The following is a 24091-nucleotide window of genomic DNA, read 5'->3' on the forward strand; positions in this document are numbered from 1 at the left end:
TTTATTGATCTTTATTTAAATTTGAAGTGAATTTGTAAACTCCTGGTTGCACAAGTAGTTCAAACTCATCTTTACTTTTATATTTTAATTTTACATATGTATTTTCTACAAAATCACTACCATTTAAAAGGAAGTTTTTATTGGTATCTGCTGGAAGCAAAACTTTAGCTGATGTATTTGGTGGAATAGTAATATTTAAATGAAATTTATCACCTTTTATTTGCCAAGAAGAAGCTACATTACCAAAAGGTACTTGTACACTTGCAGATGCAGAAGTTAATGGATTTCTTGGTTGCGGAGCTATTCTAATTTTTTTATAACCCGCTTCTATTGGTGCTATACCCGCAATACGCTCGTACATCCATTCTCCAATAGCACCATACGCATAATGATTTAAACTATTCATTTTTTGAGGATTAAATCCTTCTTCTTTGCTATAACTATTCCAACGTTCCCAAATAGTGGTTGCACCTTGATTGATAGAATAAAACCAAGATGGATAGGTTTCGTTAAACAACAATTTATACATTAAATCTATCTCTCCTGTAGCGCCTAAAACTTCAGATAATAATGGCGTACCTAAGAACCCTGTTCTTAAATGATTATCTGCCTCTGCAATTTTTCTTAATAAATGTGTTTTTGCCGATTCTTTGTGTTGATCTGATAATAAACCAAAAGCTAAAGCTAGTAAGTAAGAAGTTTGAGTTTCTGCAACTTTAATTACCTTTCCGTTTACAAAAAATTTCTTTTCAAAAGATTTTGCTACAGTTTTATACAAGGTATTGTATTTTTCAAACTCTTTTGTTTTACCTAGAGCTTTTGCTGTTTTTGCTGTTAAATTAGCAGAGTGTGCAAAAAAAGCAGTTCCAATTAAAGACTTAGAAGTATCACCTCTATTATCTCCGTTTTCTGGAAGCGGTTGCAACCAATCTGCAAAAAATCCCATTGTTGAAATGTAATTTTTAGCTTTAGATTCATGAAAAGATACCCAAGCCTTCATCATTTCAAAATTTTCTTCTAAAACCTTTTCATCTCCAGTTCTCATGTAAATTTTCCAAGGGATAATCGTACAAACATCTCCCCAACCAGCACTTACTTTATTGTTATATAAAACATCTGGCACCACCCAAGGAATACCACCGTTATCAAATTGAGATTCTCTTACACTTTGTAACCAACTAGCCCAAAATTTATACACATCTGCATTAAACATAGAGGTAGGCCCAAATACTTGTGCGTCTCCTGTCCACCCCATACGTTCATCTCTCTGAGGACAATCTGTAGGTATATCAAAAAAGTTACCTCTTAAACCCCAAACAATATTACTTTGTAATTGATTTAATTTTGGATGAGACGACATAAAAGTTCCGTTTTTTTCAAAATCAGAGTATTGTACCAAACCCGTTACCCAATTTTTTGAAGGATTTTTAGAAGTATCAAATCCACTTAATTCTACATATCTAAACCCGTGAAATGTAAATTTTGGCATGTATTCTATAATTCCATCTTCTTTGGCTGTATAGTAATTTGTAGACAATGCTCCTCTATAATTTTCTGTGTAAAAAGTTCCATCTGGAGATAACATTTCTGCAAATCTAATTTTAAGTGTTTGCCCTTTTTTCATTGGTACTTTTATCAAAGGAACACCTACCATATTTTGTTCTAAATCAAAAATTATAGCGCCATCTTTTTCAAATATTTGCTTTGTAGTAAGTTTAATTTTAGATTTTACGGTGGTATGTCTTTTAGGTTCTAAACGAATATCATCAGAAATAGGAAATACATTTACATGTTCCCAAGTTTTATCTATAAAGCTGTTGGTTGTCCAACTTGGCATTTCTAAATTGGCATCGTACGTTTCACCGTCATATATACTAGCCAAACGAATTGGCCCTTTTGTAGTTGCTTTCCAGCTATCATCAGAAAGTATTATTTCTTTTGAGCCATCTTTCATAGTTAGCTCTAATTGACAAAGTATTTTGGGAGTTTCTGTATCTAACCAAAATTTTTTCATCCATCCTAAGCGTCCAGAATGCCAACCTGCTGCCAGTTCTACACCAATAGTATTTTGACCAGATTCGATTAAATTTGTTACATCATATGTAATGGTTTCTATACGTTTTTTATACGGAGTATATCCCGGTGGCATAACATCATCACTTACATCTTTTCCGTTTAAAGCAACATCAAAAACTCCTTTTGCGGTAATATACAATCTTGCAGATGCTATCGTATTGGATATCTTAAAATTTTTACGCAAGTATTGCGGTCTGTGTAGTATATTTTTTTGGATTCCAATAATTTTTTCTTTTTTGGTATCTAATCCTATCCATTTAGCTTTCCAATCAGAATTATTTAATAAACCTAATTCGAAGTGATTGATGTCACTCCAAAAAGAAGACTCTTTGTCTTGGTTCCAATATTTTACTTGCCAATAAACTTTTTGGCGCGATTTTAACTTTTCTCCTTGATATTTAACCCAAGTAGATTTTGCAGAATTTTGCTTTTTAGAATTCCATAAATCTGCTTTATTAGGTAATAAATCTGGCCTACTAGCTACTACAATTTGATATGCAGATTGACTTTTATTGTTATCTAAAGCAGGTAATTTCCATGAAAATGTTGGTATTGCATTATAAAACCCTAAAGGATTTTCAAAACCTTCTGAAATTTTTAAATCGTTTGCTTTTTCTAAAGTTTCTTTTTGTTTACAAGATATTAAACTTATTAAAACAACATATAAAATCGAAATTGTAAATGCCTTTTGCATAGATTTATGAATCATTAAATTATCATCTTATTACTATATTCAATTAGCAATATGACATTTTTTTAATAAACAACTATCCTGTAGTGGGCATATAAAACTAGAAGAATAATTTTATATCTATCAACTACTTTTTAATTTAAAAATATTAGGTAAAAGAAACTAATAATTATTACGGCATAAAAAAAACTTCTTCTAAAGGTACGGAAACAGGGGAATTATCAGGATTTACATCCATAATATCTGCCATAAAATCCCACCATTTTTTTACAATTTTATTGTTTGCTAAATCCTGTGAGCCAACTAAACCAGTATTTTTTTGAAAAGCAAAAAGAGTGTCGGTTTCTTCATCTAAAAAGATAGAGTACTCACTTACTCCATTTTCTTTTAATAATTTTTTCAATTCTGGCCAGATTTCATTATGTCGTTTCACATAAGCTTCTTTTTGTCCTTTTTTTAACTTCATTTTAAAGGCTAATCTTTGCATACATATGTATTTAAAAAAAATCATTCTATATTTTTTAAAAAAATATAGAATGATTTAAAAGTTACTAATCTATTAATAAAGGTTTACTGCTTTATTATTTTTTGTGTAAATCTACTACCTTCGTTTCCTTTAATTTCAACAATATAAACACCTTTAGATAAAGAACTAACGTTTAAGTTAATTGCATTATCTGTATCTACTTTTCTTCTTAACACTCTATTACCTAAAATAGAATATACAGATACTTCTTTAACCTTAGAAGTTAATCCTTTAATGTTTAATTGATCATTTACAGGATTAGAAACAGAAAAAGATTGTTTATCAAATGTTTCTGTGCTTAATACAGAGTTTGTAGTAAAGTATACATAATCGTAGTTTGGTCCTGCTGCTAAAAATCTTACAATCATAACATAAGTACCAGCCTCAATATCAATTCCGGCTGCTGCATCTGGATCTTCCCAATCTTGAAAATTAGGAACTCCTCCTGTAGAAGGTAATGCCTGATCTGAAGTTAAATTCATTATTGTAGCAACACCAGATAAATCATCAGTATTTTTTAAGAAAATCTGCATTCTTTTAGAAGTATTATCTCCACCATGGGCATAATTAATTCCTATATTATAATTACCAGTTTTTTCAAAGTTAATAGTATACATTAAAAATTCTTGCCCTTGAGTACTTCCGATATTCCAACCTAAATCTCCGTTTGTATAAGGATGTTGATAAATATCTGCCTCAGAACCAGATCTGTACTCTTCATTTGCAGCACCATAACCTCCTGTTCCTTCATCTCCTCCTTCTGGATCCCATAATAATCCTAATTGATCTGCAGTTTTATCTCTATAAGTACCTTCACTTAAATCACCTGGAAGGTATGCATTATCAGAAAAATTAGCACCATCATCTGATCCATCTACATTTGTTGCATCAAAATTTTCCATTTGAATTTTTGTTGTAGCTCCTAACGTACCGCTTATTACTGGTGCAGAGCCTCCCCATGGATAACCTTTGTATTGTGCATTTGATGCTTGAACCCCAAAAAGAGCTAAAGCTGCAATAAATAATGATTTGTGTAATTTTGTTTTCATAAGTAAATATTTTAGTTAATTATTATCTAAAAATAAAAACAAATGTTATGAATAGTATCCTGCTCTATACTGCTTTATAGTTTTTAAACTTCTAATTTTAAATCATATAACAGTACTTTTCGCATATTTATTTTCAATCTTAAAAAAACGCTTATAGCCTAAAAAGCTTAGGTGTATTGGCTATCTTCTACGTTTTAATACTCGACAGTAATGGTTTTTTATTTTTTTAAGAATTAATTAAAAAAATCTAATTTACTTTTCTAAGTTTAACTCCGCTTAATCTAGTTTGTCCTTTTAATGCCTTAAAACTAATAGTAATACCATCGTTATTATCAACAGAAATTAAAAAACGTTTGGTAACACCTCTATCTTTACCATATTGTTTTTTAAGGTTTAGGTTTTCCCAAACTTTTTTATCATTTACAAGAATATCCATACTGTTTTCTTTTCTTGACTTTAATTCTGCCATAGATAAAGACAACTCATAAGTTCCTTTTGGTACATCAAATTTATAAGACTCTAAACCAACTACTTGGGTTTGAAAAACAGGATCATTCTCTGTTCCTTTTACACTAACATCTACTCCAATATTATTTCTTCGTTTTGTTTTGGTTCTTAAAAAATCTCCACCAAGATATCCAAAACTTCCTTTTGTATACGCTTGATCCGGCATCCATAGATAATCTACATTATCGGTTTCTATAAAATAACAGTAAGAACCTACGTTTATAGCAATTTCTTTAAAAGGATTGATTTTACTTTTTAAGTTCTTAGGCTGAAGTGTAAAATCGATATTAGCAAAATCTTTAAAAACTTTACCTTCTTTTTCTGATACTATTTCAATTAAATTTTGTCCTTGTTGAAAAGGTACATTAAAAGTGGTGGTAGCAAAATTAAATTTTTGTTTTCCCAATGATTTTCCGTTGATAATTAGCTCTACATCATCAGTATTTCCTACTATAGTGATAGGTTGAGTTGCTACTTTAGAGTTTTCGCTATCTTCTATTCCTGCTCTTTTTTTCCAGCCTTTAGAAGCAATTGCTAAAAATGGTGTTTTTTTCAATAATGCTTGATACAAATAATATACATCTTTTTTTTCTCTTGATGCAGACACCAAACCTTTGTTATTAATATGTGGCACTGCATCTTTTCTATGTTCTACTTGAAAGTCGGCATAATTCCAAACGTTTGCACCAACAATTTCTGGAATTTCTAAAATGGCTTTCATATAAGCTTTATGCAATAAAAATTGATATTCTACGCTAAAATCAAAACGAGTTGGATTATAAGTTCTTAATCTTGGGTCTGCTCCTCCACCATATTCACTTAAAATCAAAGGCTTATCAGGATTTAAAGCTAAAGTTCGTTTTACCAAACTACGTAGATTTTTATCAATATCTTCTAATTCTTCAATGTACCAACCGTAATACTTGTTATAGCCTACAATTTCTGTAAATCGAATTCCTAATTTATCTTGATAAGCTGGTTCTCTAAAAAAAACGGTATAAGAATACCTAGTTTTATCTTCCTCTTTTATGGTTTCTGATAAAACTTTATGAGTTTCTATAAAGTGCTTTGTATATGCTTCTCCGAGTTTATCAGGCGCTTTCATAGTTGTTTCGTTTCCTAAATTCCAAGCTACAATAGACGGATTGTTATAGTTGTAACGAATGGTTTCTTTTAGCATATTAATGCTATTTTGTTTTCCTGTTTCATTAGCCGCAGCCTTGTTAACAAAAGGAATTTCTACAGTTGTAATAAATCCCATTTTATTACACATTTCTAAAATTGCTGGGTCTTGCGGATAGTGTGCTATTCTTAAAAAGTTAATTCCCATTTCCTTTAATAGCTTCATATCATATCTATGAATTTCATCACTTACAGCATTTGCTTTTTTGTAGAAATCTTGATGTCTATTAGTTCCTATTAATTTAGTTTTATTACCGTTGATAAAAAAACCTCTATTGGCATCGAAACTAAACCATCTAAACCCTAAGGTGTTCTCTACTCGATCGTAAATATTTCCTTTTTTATCTATAATTTCTGTAATTACTTTATACAAATACGGATTTTCTGGAGACCACAAATTTGGCTTTTCAACAGAAAAATCACTAATTACCTCCTTACCAAAGTTAGATTTTGTTTTTATAGTTTTAACCAAATTATTGTGAGCATCTAATAAAGATTGCTTTACATAATATGTTCCTTTTTTGGGCCTTACTATTTTAGATTTTACAGAAATTTCTGCTGATAATTCTGATACTTTTGGTGTAGAAATAAATACAGCGTTTGCACCTAAATTAGCTACTTCGAAATGAACTTGTTTGGTTATAATTAAATGAACATCTCTGTAAATACCTCCGTAAAAAGAAAAATCTGCAGATTGCGGAATAATTTCATCATTATGAGAATTATCTACTTTTACTACAATTTCATTTGTTCCTTTTTTTAATACTCTTGTAATATCTCTTGCAAACGTGGTATAACCACCAATATGATCTTTTTCAACTACTTTTCCGTTTACAAATAATGAGGTAACCTGATTAGCAGCTTCAAACAATAAAAATACTTTTTGGTTATCGTAAATCTGTGGAATTTTAATTGTTTTTTTGTACCAACCTTCTCCTCTATAATAACCATCTTCATCGTCTAAAATATCTTGTGTGTTCCAAGAGTGCGGTAAAGTTACTTTTTCCCAAGAACGAGATACATCACTAGAAAAAGGATTTTCGATGTTTCCTTTATAAAATTGCCACGCATCGTTTATGGTTTCTATGTGTCTTACATTTTGTGCATTTGTTAAAAATGCTATGCTTAAAAAAAGTAATACTAAATTCTTTTTGATCATTGTTAAAGGCATAATAATTTTAAAAATTTCGAAGTCCTGGTACTATTTTAACCTTATATTCTGCATTGTCTTTACCCCATTTTAAGACAATTAGTTTTTGTGTTTTAACATCCCAAATAAAATCTGCTGGATTAGAATTTTTAGTTGTTTTATAAACTTCTAAACCAACATTTTTAAGCGGATTGTAATACATTATAAAATCGTTATTAATAATGATTGAAAAACCATCTGGATAATGCCTGTTGGCTCCAATGAAAATCTTTGAAGCACCTTTACTATTATCTGATGTAATATTTAAGGTTAATTCTCTTTTAGCAAAATTGTATAAAAACGACTGAATATTACCTGCAATTGCTTGCGGAAAAGGCCTTGAAATTACATCTGTAATATATTTACGTTCTACCGTACCTGCGTCTGTTTTATCGCTAAATATAGACCATGTTGATGGGCCTGGTTTAAGAAAATTTTGCATAGTTCTGTTACCTAAAAACCAAGCTTTAATAGAGCCTACACCCATTTTATCGAAAACCTCTGCTGTTCTAATATACATTTCTTTGTATTTTAATTGCCCCCAATTTCCAACCAAAGTAGTATCTGTTCTTGCAAATGTTGGAAAACCCCATTCACCTATTAAAATTGGTGCTTTTAACATTGCCGATTCTTTATCAAAACGATCCATATTTTTTTTAATAAAATCTATGTTGTTTTGATAAATATGAGGCGCAAAAATGATATTTTCTCTATTTAAAGGAGAACTGATTTCTGCATATTGGTTATTATCTATTTTTTCACCTTTATTCATAAAAATAGACTGAAATAAAATCTTCTTATTTGGATTTATTTTTTGACTTGCATCAATAATTCTTTTATATAAAGGAATTAAATATTTATCTGTTAAATCTTTGTAAGAAATGTTCATTTTAAGTTTTCTAGGCTCATTAACAATATCATATCCCAAAACATAAGGCTCATTTGCAAATCGTTTCCAGATAACTTTCCAAGCATTTATATATGTTTTGTATTGATAATCATTTTTATTTTCCCAAAATTCTTCCCAAACAAATTTATCTACGCCATAAACCGTCATTTTAAAAATAGTTTTTATATCGTGGTTTTTACCTAAAGCAACTAAAGAATCTAATTTTTGTAGATATTTTGGTACTACTTTTCCTCCAGGAAATTCGCTTACTTTACCAAGTTCTAAACGAATAACCTGATGATTTGCACCCATTCTAACTTGTCTTGCATAATCATCATTATTAAAAAAAACTTCTCCTTTATGGTCATTAGTATTAATAACAAAACCTCTAGGTACAATGTGCCTACCTTGTTTGTCTCTTAAGCCATGTTTAATTTGCGAAGAACTCGTAATACTAAAAATCAATAAGGTGATTATAAAAAGACTTTTTTTCATTTGAAATACTATTTTTTCTTAAAAGTAAAGTGTCTAAATATTTATTGCATCCTGTACACTACCGACTTTTAGAATAATTAATAACTATATATAAATATTATTTCAATCAGTTAAAATTATCATGACAGTGCAGGATAAAAGTTGCCTTAAAAAAAATTAAAATTGCTAATACATAAAAAAAAAATGAATTACCATTTAGGATTAGACATCGGAAGTTCTTCGATAAAAGCAGCTTTAGTAGAAATTAACTCTGGTAAAAGTATTGGGGTAGTTCAAGAACCGAAAGAGGAAATGAGCATGTTTGCTCAAAAAAATGGTTGGGCAGAACAAGAACCAAAAGATTGGTGGTTGCATGTTTGCAACGCAATACAATCTTTAAAAAAACAATATAACATTAATAAAACCCAAATTAAAGGTATTGGTATTTCTTACCAAATGCATGGTTTGGTTTTGGTAGGTAAACAAGGAGAACCTTTGCGCAAAAGCATCATTTGGTGCGATAGTAGAGCGGTAGCAACTGGTAAAAATGCTTTCAAACAGATTGGAGAAGAAAAATGTGCTACGCAATTATTAAACTCTCCTGCAAATTTTACAGCTTCTAAACTTAAATGGGTAAAAGAAAACGAACCTGATATTTACAATCAGATTTATAAATTTATGTTACCAGGAGATTTTATTGCTTATAAATTTTCTAACAAAATAAACACCACGATTTCAGGATTATCAGAAGGTATTTTTTGGGATTTTAAAAATGATAAAATTGCAGATTTTCTTCTAGAACACTATGGTTTAGACCCTTCTTTAGTGCCAGATATTGTAGAAACCTTTGGTATGCAATCTGTGGTTGATCAAAAAGGAGCTGATGAAAGTGGTTTAGCTACAGGAACTCCAATTTATTACAGAGCAGGAGATCAACCTAATAATGCGCTATCTTTAAACGTATTTCATCCTAGTGAAGTAGCAGCAACTGGCGGAACTTCTGGTGTTTTTTATGCGGTTACAGATAGTTTGTCTGCCAAAGAAAGTAATCGAGTAAATAATTTTGCGCATGTAAATTATCAAAAAGGAGCTGCAGCAAGAATAGGAAAATTACTTTGTATTAACGGAGCAGGAATTCAATACAGATGGTTATTAAATAATTTAGATGTTTCTTCTTACGAAGACATGAATAATTTGGCTTCAGAAATTGCTATTGGCTCAGATGGAGTTTGCTTAATTCCTTTTGGTAACGGTGCAGAACGTATGTTAAATAATAAAGAAATTGGTACACGTGTACTAAATTTAAATCTAAACAATCATCATAAAGGCCATCTGTGTAGAGCAGCCTTAGAAGGAATTGCGTTTTCATTTGTATACGGCATGGAAATTTTAACTTCAGACGGCATCAACCCAAAGGTAATTAGAGCTGGAAATGACAACCTTTTTCGTTCAGAAATTTTTGCAAATACGGTTGCTACATTAATTGATCAAGAAATAGAAATTTATAACACAACAGGTGCTATTGGTGCAGCAAGAGCGGCCAATTTACATACTGGCGATTTTGCTTCTTTTAGCAAAACAATCATGAATAATGATTATGTAATGACATTTACACCCAATAAAGAAAAACAGGCTTTTAAAGAAGCGTATCAAAACTGGAAAAAAGAACTAGAATTAATTTTAAACACATAACATTTGGGCGTTACCTAAAAAGGTCGGGCTTTACGTTTCAATCTTTTTATTCGTTCCTCAAAAAAGGATTTCCACTGCAATCCCTAACGCAAAATTAGTACAGATAACAAAAACACAATTAAACATTTATCAAAATGGCAAATAAAGAATATTTTAAAGGAATTGATAAAATTCAATTCGAAGGTAAAGAATCAGACAATCCATTAGCATTTAAATACTACAATCCAGAACAAGTTGTTGCTGGTAAAAAAATGAAAGATTGGTTCAAGTTTTCAATTGCTTATTGGCATACCTTCTGTGGTCAAGGTTCAGACCCTTTTGGCCCAGGAACACAAAGTTTTGAGTGGGACAAAGCTTCAGACCCAATACAAGCAGCTAAAGACAAAGCAGATGCAGCTTTCGAATTTATTCATAAAATGGGCTTTGAATATTTTTGTTTTCATGATTACGATTTAGTACAAGAAGGCGCAACGTTTGCCGAATCTGAAGCTAGATTAAATACAATAACAGATTACATCAAAGAAAAGCAAGCAGCAAGTGGTGTAAAATTATTATGGGGAACAGCAAATTGTTTCTCAAATCCAAGATACATGAACGGTGCTTCTACAAATCCTGATTTTAATGTTGTTGCAAGAGCTGGTGGACAAGTAAAATTGGCTTTAGATGCAACGATTAAATTAGGTGGAGAGAATTATGTTTTTTGGGGAGGAAGAGAAGGATACATGTCTTTGTTAAACACAGATATGGGTCGAGAATTAGATCACATGGCGCAGTTTTTAACCATGGCAAAAGATTATGCAAGAGCGCAAGGTTTTAAAGGTACTTTCTTTATAGAACCAAAACCTATGGAACCAATGAAGCATCAATACGATTTTGATTCTGCTACAGCCATTGGATTCTTAAAAGAATATGGTTTAGACAAAGATTTTAAAATGAATATTGAGGTAAATCATGCGACTTTAGCTCAGCATACAATGCAACATGAGTTAGCCGTTGCTGCCAAAGCAGGCATGTTAGGTAGTATAGATGCCAACAGAGGAGATTACCAAAATGGTTGGGATACAGATCAATTTCCAAACAATATACAAGAAACTACAGAAGCTATGTTAGTTTTCTTAGAAGCTGGTGGTTTACAAGGTGGTGGTGTTAATTTTGATGCAAAAATCAGAAGAAATTCTACAGATTTAGAAGATGTTTTTTTAGCACATATTGGTGGAGCAGACACGTTTGCAAGAGCCTTAATTACTGCTGATAAAATTATGACTTCTTCTGCTTACAATTCTTTAAGAGAAAAAAGATACAGTTCTTTTGACTCTGGAAATGGTGCTGCTTTTGAAACCGGTAAATTAGAATTAAAAGACTTGTATAAAATTGCCCAAGAAAATGGAGAACTTCCTTTAACAAGCGGTAAACAAGAACTTTTTGAGAATATTATCAATCAATATATCTAAAATTTAAACTATGAGTTCATCAAATAATTCTAAATACTTATTAAAATTAACTTTAGTCGCAACCTTAGGAGGTCTTTTATTTGGATACGACACTGGTGTTATTTCTGGAACCGTAGGTTCTTTAGAAACCTTTTTTGTGACTCCTAAAGGATTGCCTGAAGCTGCTGCCAATGCTTTTAAAGGTTTTTTAATAGCTAGTGCATTAATAGGTTGTATAATTGGCGGACTATTTGGTGGACTTATTAGCAAGAAATTAGGGCGTAAAAAAGGGTTGATTCTTGCTGCAGTTCTTTTCTTAATTTCAGCATTAGGTTCTGCTATGCCAGAAATGTTAATAGCACCTATTGGTGAGTTAGACCATACGTTTTCTACCATATTTATTATGTACAGAATTATAGGTGGTATTGGTGTTGGTTTAGCATCTATGTTATCTCCTTTATATATTGCAGAAATTGCACCTGCAAATAGTAGAGGGAGATTGGTGTCTTTTAATCAACTTGCCATTGTTGGTGGTTTTATGGTGGTTTATTTTGTAAACTACTTTATTTCTAGAGGTGGTGGTTCTGATGCCTGGTTAAATGAAGTTGGTTGGAGATGGATGTTTGCATCAGAAGTGATACCTGCAGGATTGTTTTTAGGGTTATTATTCTTCGTGCCAGACACACCTCGTTCTTTAATGTTAAAAAACAAACCAGAGGAAGCTTTAGATGTTTTAATTAAAGTTAATGGAGAACAAGAAGGTAAAAGAGTGCTATCTGAAATAGAAAACTCTGTGACAGAAACTTCTGGAAAACTATTATCTTATGGTTGGGCAGTAATAATAATAGGTGTTCTTCTTTCTGTTTTTCAACAATTTGTAGGAATTAATGTAGTGTTATATTATGCTCCAGAAATTTTTAAATCTATAGACCCAGATACTGATGGGGCCTTATTACTTACCATAATTGTAGGAATTGTAAACTTCTTATTTACAATTATCGCTGTAAAAACTGTAGATAAAAAAGGTAGAAAACCATTAATGTTAATTGGTGCTTTAGGTATGGCAGTGGCTATGTTAGCTCTAGGATTTGTATTTTTCTCTGGCGCAACAGGTTATTTAGCACTTGGATGTATGATGTTATATGTTGCTAGTTTTGCCCTTAGTTGGGGACCAGTTACTTGGGTGCTTTTATCAGAAATATTTCCAAATAAAATTAGAGGAAAAGCAATGGCAATTGCTGTTGCAGCGCAATGGGTATCTAATTATTTAGTTTCACTTACATTTCCTATGATGAATGATAACACTGCACTTACAGAACAATTTAATCACGGTTTTGCATATTGGGTATATGGTTTTATGTCTTTAATAGCCATGTGGTTTGTTTGGAAATATATCCCAGAAACTAAAGGAAAAACTTTAGAAGAAATGGAAAGTATTTGGAAGAAGTAAAAAAACTGTTGTGCATTTAATAAATTCTATAAATGCACAACAGTTGTTTTTAATTGCTCTTATTTATTTTAAATCTGCAATGTTAACTTGAATAGATTTACTAGGCACATAACCAATTCTATGGGCCTTCACTAATAAATTTTCTTTAGATTCTATACTAAAAGGCTTAGAATACACACTCCAACTCTTCGCTTTTGGGTTTGTTTTATAACCTATTGATGCTCCTTCTGTATCGCAACTAATTTTTACTTTATTATTTTCAAACTGAACAACTGGATCCTCAGTAATTGGTTTTGTTTTTTTACCATTCCATAGTTTAGTTACCAATTCTTTTTCCGGTAAGTTTGGAGTGTCTTTAATTTCTGATAACCATCTGTCCATTTCATTAGATAGCTCTATCAGTTTTTCTTTGTATTTTGGATTCTCTGCTAAATTGTTCAGCTCAAAAGGGTCATTTAAACAATCAAATAACTCTTCTTTAGGTTTAGATTCTCTAAACCATTGCATTTGAAATTCATTTAATTTACCTTCATTTTTTAAGATTAACAGGTTTTCCATTGTTGGTATTTTTTCTCTATAAGTAATAGGAAGGTAATACGCTTGTTCTGGCCTATAATTTCTAATATATTTAAATTGTTTGTCTTTTACCGCTCTAATTGCATCAGTAAAACCATCAAAACGATCTGCAGCTGCATGAATATAATTTCGTTCTTTTGCTTTAAAATCTCCCAAAAACGCTTGTCCTTGCATGTATTCTTTTGGCTCTTGTTTTGTTAAAGAAAGTAAAGTAGGTGCAAAATCTACAAAACTTAACAATTGCCCATCTTTGATTCCTGCATTTTTTTTATCAGGAAAACGAATAATCATTGGTGTTTTTAAACCAGAATCGTAAATCAGTCTTTTTTCTCTTGGCATTGGTCCGCCATGGTCTCCATAAAAGAAAATAATCGTATTGTCTAATAATCCATCGTCTTCTAATTGTTTTAAAACAGCACCAACTTGTTTGTCCATTTCTGCAATATTATTGTACAATTTCCATAAATCTCTTTGAGAAACTTCATTGTCTTGCAAATAAGGTGGTATTTTAAATTTAGTGTTTTTTGATACATGCACAGGAGTTTCAGCCTCTGTCATTCTGTTTTTAGCATGCGATTTTCCAAAACCTTTCCATTTATAATTTCTATCACCCGAATAATAATGTCTAGTTTCTATTTCTCTAAAACCATAAGGTTCAAACAAACCAGATTCGTGAGTTTCAGTAAAATTAAACACTGCAAAAAATGGTTGATCTTTGCCTCTATTTCTCCAATGTGCGTAAGGACTACTTTCATCCCAAGCTGTAACTGGTGGTTTAAATTGGTAATCTGTTTTGTAATTATTAGAACAATAATAACCTTGTTTACGAAGTAGTTCGCTTATCATTTTTACTTCTGCTGGCGGAACAGCGCCGTATTTAGGAATACCAATTACATCATTATAAGAAGTTGTTCGCATATGATTTGCGCCAATACTAGAAGGGTACATACCTGTTGCAATTGCAGCTCTACTAGGTGCACAAACACCAGAAGTTGAATGTAAATTCGGATAAACTACACCTTCTTTAGCTAATTTACTTAAGTGCGGAGTAACGATTGTAGAATCTCCAAAAGAAGGTATATAATGTCCCATATCTTCTGTTACCAGCCAAAGAATATTGGGTGGTTTATTTGCAATTTTTTCTTGTTTACAACTAGTTATAAAGAAAACTGTAATTAGAATTAAAAAAATATACTGTTTCATATTCTATAGGTTTATTGTATTATGTTCTTTTGCAAATTAGTTATTAAGTAATTCTTATGTATCTTGTAGTGTACCGATTGTTAAGTTATTATTTATAGAAACATCTTCTATGACAGGATACTACAGGGTATTTATAAGATAAGATGATATTATTTTTAAACATCTAAATAAACAATACGATGAAAAAAAATGTTTTAATTGCATTTTCAATATTATTTTCTTTCTATCAAATTACAGCACAAACCATCAATCCTCCAAAAGGAAGAATTGCTATTGTTGCTGATGGAAATTCTCCTGACCCTGATGACTTAGGTGGAACCGCCATAACTATTGCTTTGTTAAAATCTGCTGGTTTAGAAGACAGATTGGTACATTATTCTCATAGTTGTGATTTGGTTAGGGATGATCGTATTTCTGAAAAAGCAGAAAAAGAACGTCATCATTTAATGCAAATAGCTTGTGATATGACAGCAAGACGTTGGACAGGTTTTAAACATTTAACTTTTTTTGATGCTATTTGGCAAAAGGAAGAAACTATTAACGATTTAGCTTGGGCAATAAATGCGTCAACAAAAAATGATCCTTTATGGATTATTGAAGCTGGCGAACCAGATATTATAGGGCTTGCTTTGCAAAAAACACCTAAAGAAAAACACAAATTTATAAAAGTAATTACGCATCATCCTGCAAATGATAATGCTGGTGATTTTTATACATGGCAACAAATTTTAGATTTTGGAATAGAAGAAGTAAGAATTCCTGATCAAAATATAAAATTAAAAGTACCTATTGCACAATGGAATTGGGCTAAAAACCATTCTGATTCGCGTATTCAATTAATTTGGACACTTGGTAAATTAGCAGAAGTAGATGATGTTGTTCGATTTCAAAAAGGAAAATGGGATTGCTCTGATGCTGGAATGATTTTATATTGGATTACTGGAGCCAACAAAAACAATGGTCTAAAACAAGGAACTGTTGATGATGTACAAAAAATATTATTAGATTTTATTGCAAAAAATCCTGAACCTAAAAGAGGTCCTAAAAAGAAAAATTAATCTTTTGTAATTTTACTTTTCCACCAATTAGCATTGGGTTTAAAATCTTTAGAAAGTATTTCTAATCTATTTTTTTCTAAGGATTTTAATTTTTTGTTGATAATATTAAAATCTCTTTTTGCGTCTTTTATACTATCGTATTCTGTGTCTTTTTCAGGAAATTTAGCGTCGACTTCGTGTAACCAACTCATCAATTTATTATGAAGTTGTTTTGCCAGTTTTGGGTGTTTTGCAACTACGTTCTGTTCGTCTTTTTCAGTTGATGGCAACTTGAATAATTCCAAACGATTATCTTCCCAATAATGAATTAATTTCCAACCATTCTGTTGAATTATAGAAGATGGTTCTCCTCCTTGATTACCATAATGTGGATAGTGCCAAAATAATGGTCTATCTGTATTGATTTCTTTTCCTTCTAAAATAGGTTTTAAGCTAATACCATCTATATGCTGTTTTGGTTTTAGAGCAATACCTGCTAAATCTAAAAACGTTGGATAAAAATCGGTATGAATTACTGGGAAATTTGTTTCTGTTACTTTACTTTTTAACCAAGGAACTTTTATGAAAAAAGGTTCTCTAATTCCACCTTCCCATTGGTAGCCTTTTCCACCTCTTAAAGGTAAATTACTTGTAGAAAAATTATCTCCAGAAGCCACACCACCATTATCAGAAGTAAAAACAACAATGGTGTTTTTATCTAGACCATTATCTTTTAAAGTTTTTAATACGATTCCTACAGCATCATCCATGGTTTCTACTAAACCTCCATAAATAGAATTGTCTTGCACTTTACGAATTGGTAAAACGCGTTCCATTTTATAACCAGATTTGGCAATGCCTAAACTATCTGCTTTATCTCTGTATTTTTTCCATTTTACTTCTGTAGTCTGAATAGGTGCATGCACTGCATAAAAAGATAAAAAAGCAAAAAAGGTTGAATCTTTATTTTGTTGGATAAAATTGGCAGTTTCTTTGGCTAAACGTATGGTAAGATTTTCTCCTTTTTGTTTGTTTTCTAATTTCGGGTTTTGCCAAGGACTAAAAAAACCACCTGCAGGACCTCCTCTATGAAAACCTCCTTTATTAATTTCAAAACCATGATCTTCTGGATACGAACCTTTGTTACCTAAGTGCCATTTACCAGCAAAAAAAGTTTTGTAACCATTGCTTTTTAAAGTTTCTGCAATAGTAATATCGTCTTTTGGTAAATTCTGAACATAATTTGCTGGCAATAATTTATCATACCTTTTTCTACTGCGCCAATTTGTACCGGTTTTTGCTCCAATCCAATCTGTAATTCCATGACGTGCAGTAAATTTACCAGTCATTATACTGGCTCTAGAAGGGCTACAAACTCTACTAGCTGCATAACCTTGTGTAAAAATTACACTTTGATTTGCAAGTTGATCTACATTTGGTGTTTCGTAAAATTTACTTCCTGTAACACTTAGATCATGATATCCTAAATCATCAACAAGAATAAATAGAATATTTGGTTTTTTGTGTTTTTGTTCTTCTTCTTTGTTACAGCTAAAAATAAGAGCTGTACATAATAAGAAAACGTAAACCTGTGCTTTTATCAACTTAAATTTTAATAATTTTTTTTGTGAAACTATTATTTTTATCATCATTAGAAATAAAATAAACACCACTATTTAAATCACTCATATCAATAATTTCTGAAGATTCTTTTGTTTCTATTTTTTTGATGATAGCTCCAAAAATATTAGAAATTGTAAGTTTTGAATTGTTTGGAATATTTTTTATCTCTATTTTTCCTTTAGTTGGATTTGGATAAATTTTTAATTCTTTTTTTTTAATAGCATTGGTAGATAATGATGCATTATAACACGTAGATTCAGGATTGTTTAAATTAAAAGCAGTTGTACTAGAAACACTATTTCTATGTAACACCATTTTATCAATAAATAAATAAGAAGATCTAGCATCTATAGTAATTGTATACTCTTTAGCCTCATTAAAAGTGACAAAAACTCGATGAGAATCTCCATCATTGGTATTAGTTACAAAACCATAATCTAAACGATTACCAAATGCTTTAATAAAATTCTCTGTAGAACTTCCTTCTGCACAATGTAAATCTGCACTAGAATTACAATATGGTTTTGGATAAACTTTGGCACCGTTTTTTATTCCATAAAAATCTTCTCCATCTATCTTTAACCAAGCATCATTATGCTCTCCTTTACTAGTACCTTTACCAACTCTCATTCTCCATGCAAATCTGTACGTACCAGGATTATTAATTTTTATTTTATAAACAATTGGCGCACCAGAAAGTGCATTAAAAGACTCATTTCCTGTCCAATGTAAATAGGTTACTTCTTCTCCTTCAAATGTTTCTGTTGCTATTTTCCATCTGTCATCGTTTAGTATTCCAGATTCCATTTCTATTGTTAACAAACCATCTTTTTCTTCAAAGGGTAATGTACCATCGCATGTAGCTGTTTGTGCAAACAATTGAATTGAAACGAATGATAAGGTAAAAAGTAAAAAAAATTTATTCATAATTCTTTTGTATAAAGTCAAAAATAAGTTTTGCTTATTTTATAAGCATCCTGTTGTATAATGCTTTACTTTGATAATTTTTGATATTTTATTTTATAGGTTCCAGAACCTAAAAGTATATTTGTTTTATCTGCTATGACAACATTATTTTTATCTTTAAAAGCATCAAAAGATGTATCATTTATTTTTAAAGATTCAAACTCGTTTTTATTTAAAATGATTTTAGCCTCAGTATTAAAAGGTACTTCTAAATTCATTGTTAATAAACCATCTTCAGAAGTCCAATTATTTTTGATTTTTCCAAACGGAGTAGGTACAGATACTTTTGTACTTGAAATCTGACCTGAAAATTCTGGATTTACGATAAATTGTTTAAATCCTGCTTTTTCTATTGATGATTGAATACCACCTAAAGACTCGTAAAAATACGCAGCAAAACCACTGTGCATTGGATGGTTTAAAGAGTTTGATGGTCCTTCCATTTCTTCCCAAATAAACTGACGCTCTGGCCATGTTGTGAAACCTGAATTCATTACATAAGTTTGACTTGGAAAATCTGGTGTTGTTAATATTTGATACGCTAAATCTGCTTTTCCGTATTTAGACAACACTGTATAAATGTATCTGTTACCATGAATTCCTGTAGAGTGATGGCCTCCTTTTACCTCAACAATATTGTACACTAAACCATTTACAACAGTTTCTATTTCTGATGCTGGAACCATATTAAATTGTAAAGCCTGTACAGTTGCTGTCTGACTTTGATACCATTTGTGTTTTGTGTTTGGAATATCAACTAAAAACTGTTGATTGAAGGCTTTTAACAACGCTTCTTTTTCTTTTTTCATTTTCGCTTCATAAGCAGCATCATTATTCATTTTTGCAAATTTCTCCATAATTCCTAAAACATCATAAAAATAGGCATTTGCAGAAATAATAGGATCACATTCCATTGCACTTGGGTTTTTTCTTCTATCCCAAAGTGGCGGACACCAATCTCCCATTCCATCTTGCATAATTCCGTTTTCTCCTTTAAAGTTTAGGTAAAAATCGGTCAATCCTTTCATTGGTTCATAATAGTCTTTTACGATTTCATCATCACCGTAAAACTTATAATTGTACCAAGGCAAATACATGGTTGCAACACCCCAATCTATTTTTGCATAAGTTGATGTTCTTTTACCAGGAGCAATCATTGTTGGCACTTGAAACTTTAATTCAGGATTGTTATGTCCTTTTGTTGGTCGCATTTGTGTTTTAATGTCTTCCATGTATTTTTTATAGAAATCGTACATATCATAATTATACAACGCATATTCACAAAACGCATGTGCATCACCTAACCAACCACATTTTTCTCTATGAGGACAATCTTCTGGAATTCCGTGTAAATTGTCTACAATTGTCCATTTACTAATATCATGCATTTTGTTTAGCAGCGCATCAGAAGACGAAAAACTACCTGTTTCTTGAATATCTGTAGCTACCAAAACTGCTTTAATCATATCTGCATCTGGCTTTCTAGAAATTCCTTTAATTTTAGCATATCTAAATCCGTGATAACTAAATTTTGGTTCCCAAGATTCTAAATCATTTCCTTTACAAATGTATTTGTACACTTGTGTCATTCCATTAGCGCCACCACCTGTAGAGCCTTTAAAAATATCTTTTCCGTTTGTTAAAAGTGCTTCTGTAGTAATAATATCTATGAGTTGTCCCTTTTTTTCTTCTACATTAATTTTTACCCAACCAGCAATGTTTTGCCCAAAATCTACAATCCATTCTCCATCTGTACCTTTAAAAACTCTTGTAGGTGCTAACTCTTTTAGTTTTTTAATGGCGGGCATTTGTTGTGCACTAATTGTTCTTAATTTGGGTGATGCAATTTTTGCATTTCCCCAAGTAGTATCATCAAAATCAACAGAAGTCCAATTCCCTAATTCGAAGTTGGCATCGTAAGTATCTCCTCCATAAATATTATTAAAGACTATAGGACCTGTAGCTTCTTTCCACTGTTCATCCGTGTAAAAATCTTTTGTAGAACCATCTGTGTATTTTAATTTTAATAAAAACTTTACAGTTGGCGGGCCATAAGCCATATCTTTTTCTGATTCTGGATCTCTTTTCCAAGAAATATTTTGACCATAAAAACCATTTCCTAAAATAATTCCGAATGCATTTTTACCTGATTTTAAATCTGATGTAATATCATAATTTACATAATAGGCTTGTTTATTATAGTTTGAAGGTGCAGGATCTAAAACATGATCGCCCACCTTTTCTCCATTTAAAAACAACTCGTAATATCCTAATCCGCAGATATAAACTTGGGCATTTTCTATTTTTTTATCAATCTTTAGTTCATTTCTAAAATAACTAGCCGCAAAACCTTTTACCTTTTTTGCAGGCTGATTTTTCATTCTGCCTGTTTTATAATCTCTAAATTGATAAGCAGAAGTTCTGGTATCTTTATTTAAAGTAATCCATTTAGAGTCGCCCCAGTTTTTGTTATCCATTAAACCCATTTCAAACTCCTGAACAGCAGACCAATTTGATGCAGCTCCTTTTTCATCCCAAATCTTTACTTTCCAAAAATAATTTTGAAGCGCTTTTAAAGGCTTTCCTTGGTATTTTACAAACGTTGATTTATCACTTTTTACTTTATCAGAATTCCAAACATCAGCATCATTTTCATTTAAATTTTCTTCGGATGTAGCTACTAAAATATGATAAGCAGATTGTGATTTATTATAACCTTCTGCATCTACAATCCAAGAAAATAAAGGCTGTATACTTTCTATTGTTAATGGATTTTGTTGCGTATTAACCAATAACTTGTCAAAAACAATAGAACTAGAAGTTGAAGGTTTATTGCATGAAACACAAATAAAGACTAAGAATATAATTGATAATAATGTTTGATTTTTTATCATTTGGTAAATTTTATTTTGTTGATTTTAGTAAAGTAGTTTTACAAAAAAATTGTTGATTTTTAGAATATAAATACCCTTGGCTTTAGCAGAAATATCAATAATATTTCCTTTCCCTTCAATTATTTTTTTTCCTGTGATGGAATAAACTTGCCAACTTTTAGGTGTTTGATTTTTTATTTGAAACACACCATCACTACTAGGATTTGGAAAAACGACTATCTTTTCAAAATTATTTTTTCCAACAGATAATTGACCATTAGAAAATATGGCTTTGATATTTAAATCTGATGTTACTGTTATTTCTAATGGATTATCTGTACTTGTAATATCTCCTTCCCAACCTTCAAACGTCCAACCTTCATTGGCAACAGCAATTAAACTCAATTTTTGTCCATTCAGTGCAGTACCACTGCCAAAATTTAATAGACCTTGACCTTCTTTACTAAGCGTTATTGAATGCGTCATTGAATTATTTGGAATAAATTCTATCTTATCAAAAACAATACTTCCAGAACTAAAATTATTATAAAATTTAAATTCATTGATTGTATCTGTCCATAATCCCCAATTTGTTAAATCGAAATCTAAAGTATGCCATTGGTTATCATTAGGTACTGTTTCTTTTTTTCTTCCAGACACAAAACTTGTACCTGGAGCATTTGGTGCCATTTGAAGATCTGGTTTGTCTGTACTATTTTTAACTACAATTCTTAAAGTACTATACAAATTCGCATTGATGTTAACATCTGTCACGGCTAACATTGGCCAAGAAACATCAGAAGAAAAATTCACACTTAATTTATCATTATCTCTATTTATAGTCATTCCATTTTTAACTGCAGACCAAGCAGAAAAATCTTGAGTGGTAGCCCAAATAAAAGTTGCCGGAGTAATAGCTTCTACAAAATTGGCTTCTGGTCTAAATTCAAATTTCTCAAAAGCAAAAGACCCAATTTCAGTTGATATTTCTACTTCAGATCCTGACTCACCATCAGTTCTTGCTTTAGTAGCAATACTTTTCCATTCTGTAAATTGGTGAGGATTTGGATTTTCATAATTTTGATATGCAGTAAAACCTGCCTCTGTTAAGGTGCGATTTGGATTTCCTTTCGAATCAAAACCATTCATTACATAGTTTGCATTATTGATTAAAAAATTTTGGAGTTTGTTATTTTCTTTTCCATAAGATTTGCTTCTGTAGTATAATTTTGTGCCTACTGGTAAATCTGTAGAAAATGAAACCTCTACAGTTTCATTCGTTTTATAAGCAATAGAACTACTATTGTAATTATAAATTAATACATCATACTCATCTTTTGCATCGCTTTTTACAAAAATAGCATCCAACTCGTTTGTGGATGTATTAGGATTTCCTGAAATACTAGTTTCGTATCGAACTAAACCTTGCATTGCATCTAATTCTTTTATTCCATCTGGATTTTCACTAACTGTTCTATTTCCCCATCTATAAATAAATTCTAAACCTTTGTCTTTATTTTTATAAAAGGTATTCGAAAAAATCAATTCTACGATTTCTCTATGTGAAGTTTCACAAGTTATATATCCTTTTCCATCAGCACCCTTCATAGTTGTAACAGTAGCATATTCCATAATATCTATTGTTGTTTCAGGATTCCATTTAGGGTTATTAATTAATGGTTCAAAATTTTTGGTGTATTTTCCATTTATATCTCTAAGAGCACTATTATCTATAATAATGTAATCTGATAATCCCCAAAAATCACATTTTATATTATTAGCATCGTTATACTCTATAAGATCGTCTATAAAAGAAGCATAAGGCTCTCCTTTATAGTTTAAAATAGTTCCATTTTTATATAAAAACCCAGGATTTCTAGTATGCAATCCAACCTTAGCATTTGGTAAAATAGCTCTTACTGCACTTTCTGTATTTGCAAAATGTTCTATAAAATCTTGTTTGGTACCAAACCAATGATCTGGTGTTTCAATTTCTGAACCTACTCTAAAACGCCATTTTAAGACTTGTTCTTCTCCATAGGTTTCTACCAATTTTATCATCAACGCTTTTATAAAATCGTGATAGGCTTGTTTATCTGCAGGAGGCAAAGAATTTCCATAAATGGATATTTTTTCATTTTCACGAAAGTTAACATTATCTCTTGTCCCTTCAGGAATAAAAGTATATCCATGTTGAAAAGCCCAAGGTGGTTGATCTAAAGCAATTTGTAAAATTTCTGTTTGTGAATTGACTACTTTATTTAATCTTTCTATTAAAGGATCCCATCTATACACATATTTATTATTGATAGAATCGTATAAACAAGGATCAAAATCTAAATCTTTTACATTTTCACCATTTACTTTTTTATTAATTCCTCCAATCATCCTAACAATATTCATTTTAAGCCCTTTACGAATATTAGAACCACTTTTTGGACTTATCCTATTTGCTGTATTCCAAACATTGTGAATAGGAAGTTTTTTATCGTTTTCACTTGTAAAATCAGTAGATAATTTTACTTGAGCTTGCGTAAAGGCTACAAAAGTAAAACTCAGTAAAATAAGGAGATTATGCTTTAAAAACTTTTGGTTTTTCATCATTACATTTATGGGTATCAAACTTCTCAAAACTAACCGTTTAAAATTTTGATTATA

At 31.0% G+C, this 24091-nt stretch carries 14 protein-coding genes; 4 read left to right on the forward strand and 10 right to left on the reverse strand.

The genetic code is table 11. The annotated features are described in order from the left end of the window. Position 1: 1 nt before the first annotated feature. The 5 genes from B5464_RS05880 to B5464_RS05900 form a co-directional block, all read right to left on the reverse strand. On the reverse strand, positions 2-2785 hold the full coding sequence (locus B5464_RS05880) for a family 78 glycoside hydrolase catalytic domain (protein ID WP_231963656.1): 2784 nt from the start codon (positions 2783-2785) through the stop codon (positions 2-4). A gap of 154 nt (positions 2786-2939) precedes the next feature. Then, entirely contained in the window at positions 2940-3278 is a 339-nt protein-coding gene (gene rhaM / locus B5464_RS05885) for an L-rhamnose mutarotase (protein WP_231963657.1), read from the reverse strand. Positions 3279-3337: 59 nt separating this feature from the next. Further along, positions 3338-4342 (reverse strand): T9SS type A sorting domain-containing protein, encoded by a 1005-nt coding sequence (locus tag B5464_RS05890; protein ID WP_079737598.1) that lies wholly within the window; start codon positions 4340-4342, stop codon positions 3338-3340. 247 nt (positions 4343-4589) lie between these two features. Next, the gene (locus tag B5464_RS05895) at positions 4590-7190 is read right to left on the reverse strand and encodes a glycoside hydrolase family 2 TIM barrel-domain containing protein (protein ID WP_172830862.1); all 2601 of its coding nucleotides are present in this window, start codon (positions 7188-7190) and stop codon (positions 4590-4592) included. A 19-nt stretch (positions 7191-7209) separates the two neighbouring features. After that, complete coding sequence (locus tag B5464_RS05900) at positions 7210-8604, reverse strand: cellulase family glycosylhydrolase (protein WP_079737600.1); 1395 nt, start codon at positions 8602-8604, stop codon at positions 7210-7212. A 183-nt stretch (positions 8605-8787) separates the two neighbouring features. Between B5464_RS05900 and B5464_RS05905 the strand changes: the two genes are divergently transcribed. From B5464_RS05905 to xylE, 3 genes are all read left to right on the forward strand, one after another. Next, positions 8788-10275, forward strand: a complete 1488-nt coding sequence (locus B5464_RS05905) for a xylulokinase (protein ID WP_079737601.1) — start codon at positions 8788-8790, stop codon at positions 10273-10275. A 134-nt stretch (positions 10276-10409) separates the two neighbouring features. After that, positions 10410-11726 carry a xylose isomerase gene (xylA, locus tag B5464_RS05910; protein WP_079737602.1) on the forward strand — a complete coding sequence of 439 codons (1317 nt, stop codon included), beginning with the start codon at positions 10410-10412 and terminating at the stop codon, positions 11724-11726. A 10-nt stretch (positions 11727-11736) separates the two neighbouring features. Beyond that, positions 11737-13155 (forward strand): D-xylose transporter XylE, encoded by a 1419-nt coding sequence (xylE, locus tag B5464_RS05915; protein ID WP_079737603.1) that lies wholly within the window; start codon positions 11737-11739, stop codon positions 13153-13155. Positions 13156-13218: 63 nt separating this feature from the next. On the opposite strand, the gene B5464_RS05920 is transcribed toward xylE, so the two are convergent. Further along, positions 13219-14934 (reverse strand): sulfatase, encoded by a 1716-nt coding sequence (locus B5464_RS05920; protein ID WP_079737604.1) that lies wholly within the window; start codon positions 14932-14934, stop codon positions 13219-13221. A 179-nt stretch (positions 14935-15113) separates the two neighbouring features. Here B5464_RS05920 and B5464_RS05925 point away from each other — a divergent pair, with 179 nt between their 5' ends. Continuing rightward, the gene (locus tag B5464_RS05925; RefSeq protein WP_079737605.1) at positions 15114-15992 is read left to right on the forward strand and encodes a hypothetical protein; all 879 of its coding nucleotides are present in this window, start codon (positions 15114-15116) and stop codon (positions 15990-15992) included. Here B5464_RS05925 and B5464_RS05930 read toward each other — a convergent pair. The 4 genes from B5464_RS05930 to B5464_RS05945 all read right to left on the reverse strand — a co-directional run bounded on the left by B5464_RS05930 (position 15989) and on the right by B5464_RS05945 (position 24037). Beyond that, positions 15989-17575, reverse strand: coding sequence for a sulfatase (locus B5464_RS05930; RefSeq protein ID WP_231963658.1), 1587 nt, complete (start codon positions 17573-17575; stop codon positions 15989-15991). The genes B5464_RS05925 and B5464_RS05930 overlap by 4 nt on opposite strands. Position 17576: 1 nt before the next feature. Further along, positions 17577-18521, reverse strand: coding sequence for a T9SS type A sorting domain-containing protein (locus tag B5464_RS05935; protein ID WP_079737607.1), 945 nt, complete (start codon positions 18519-18521; stop codon positions 17577-17579). A 65-nt stretch (positions 18522-18586) separates the two neighbouring features. Beyond that, complete coding sequence (locus B5464_RS05940) at positions 18587-21454, reverse strand: alpha-L-rhamnosidase (RefSeq protein ID WP_079737608.1); 2868 nt, start codon at positions 21452-21454, stop codon at positions 18587-18589. Between the two features lie 24 nt (positions 21455-21478). Then, positions 21479-24037 (reverse strand): T9SS type A sorting domain-containing protein, encoded by a 2559-nt coding sequence (locus tag B5464_RS05945; RefSeq protein ID WP_079737609.1) that lies wholly within the window; start codon positions 24035-24037, stop codon positions 21479-21481. Positions 24038-24091: the final 54 nt, after the last annotated feature.

This window comes from Polaribacter sp. KT 15, assembly GCF_900143115.1.
GTDB lineage: Bacteria > Bacteroidota > Bacteroidia > Flavobacteriales > Flavobacteriaceae > Polaribacter > Polaribacter marinaquae.

Coding starts and splice junctions, on each gene's coding strand:
- B5464_RS05880 (WP_231963656.1), bottom strand. CDS start 2,785: ATGATTCATAAATCTATGCAAAAGGCATTTACAATTTCGATTTTATAT.
- B5464_RS05945 (WP_079737609.1), bottom strand. CDS start 24,037: ATGATGAAAAACCAAAAGTTTTTAAAGCATAATCTCCTTATTTTACTG.
- B5464_RS05940 (WP_079737608.1), bottom strand. CDS start 21,454: ATGATAAAAAATCAAACATTATTATCAATTATATTCTTAGTCTTTATT.
- xylE (WP_079737603.1), top strand. CDS start 11,737: ATGAGTTCATCAAATAATTCTAAATACTTATTAAAATTAACTTTAGTC.
- xylA (WP_079737602.1), top strand. CDS start 10,410: ATGGCAAATAAAGAATATTTTAAAGGAATTGATAAAATTCAATTCGAA.
- B5464_RS05900 (WP_079737600.1), bottom strand. CDS start 8,604: ATGAAAAAAAGTCTTTTTATAATCACCTTATTGATTTTTAGTATTACG.
- B5464_RS05920 (WP_079737604.1), bottom strand. CDS start 14,934: ATGAAACAGTATATTTTTTTAATTCTAATTACAGTTTTCTTTATAACT.
- rhaM (WP_231963657.1), bottom strand. CDS start 3,278: ATGATTTTTTTTAAATACATATGTATGCAAAGATTAGCCTTTAAAATG.
- B5464_RS05925 (WP_079737605.1), top strand. CDS start 15,114: ATGAAAAAAAATGTTTTAATTGCATTTTCAATATTATTTTCTTTCTAT.
- B5464_RS05895 (WP_172830862.1), bottom strand. CDS start 7,190: ATGATCAAAAAGAATTTAGTATTACTTTTTTTAAGCATAGCATTTTTA.
- B5464_RS05935 (WP_079737607.1), bottom strand. CDS start 18,521: ATGAATAAATTTTTTTTACTTTTTACCTTATCATTCGTTTCAATTCAA.
- B5464_RS05890 (WP_079737598.1), bottom strand. CDS start 4,342: ATGAAAACAAAATTACACAAATCATTATTTATTGCAGCTTTAGCTCTT.
- B5464_RS05905 (WP_079737601.1), top strand. CDS start 8,788: ATGAATTACCATTTAGGATTAGACATCGGAAGTTCTTCGATAAAAGCA.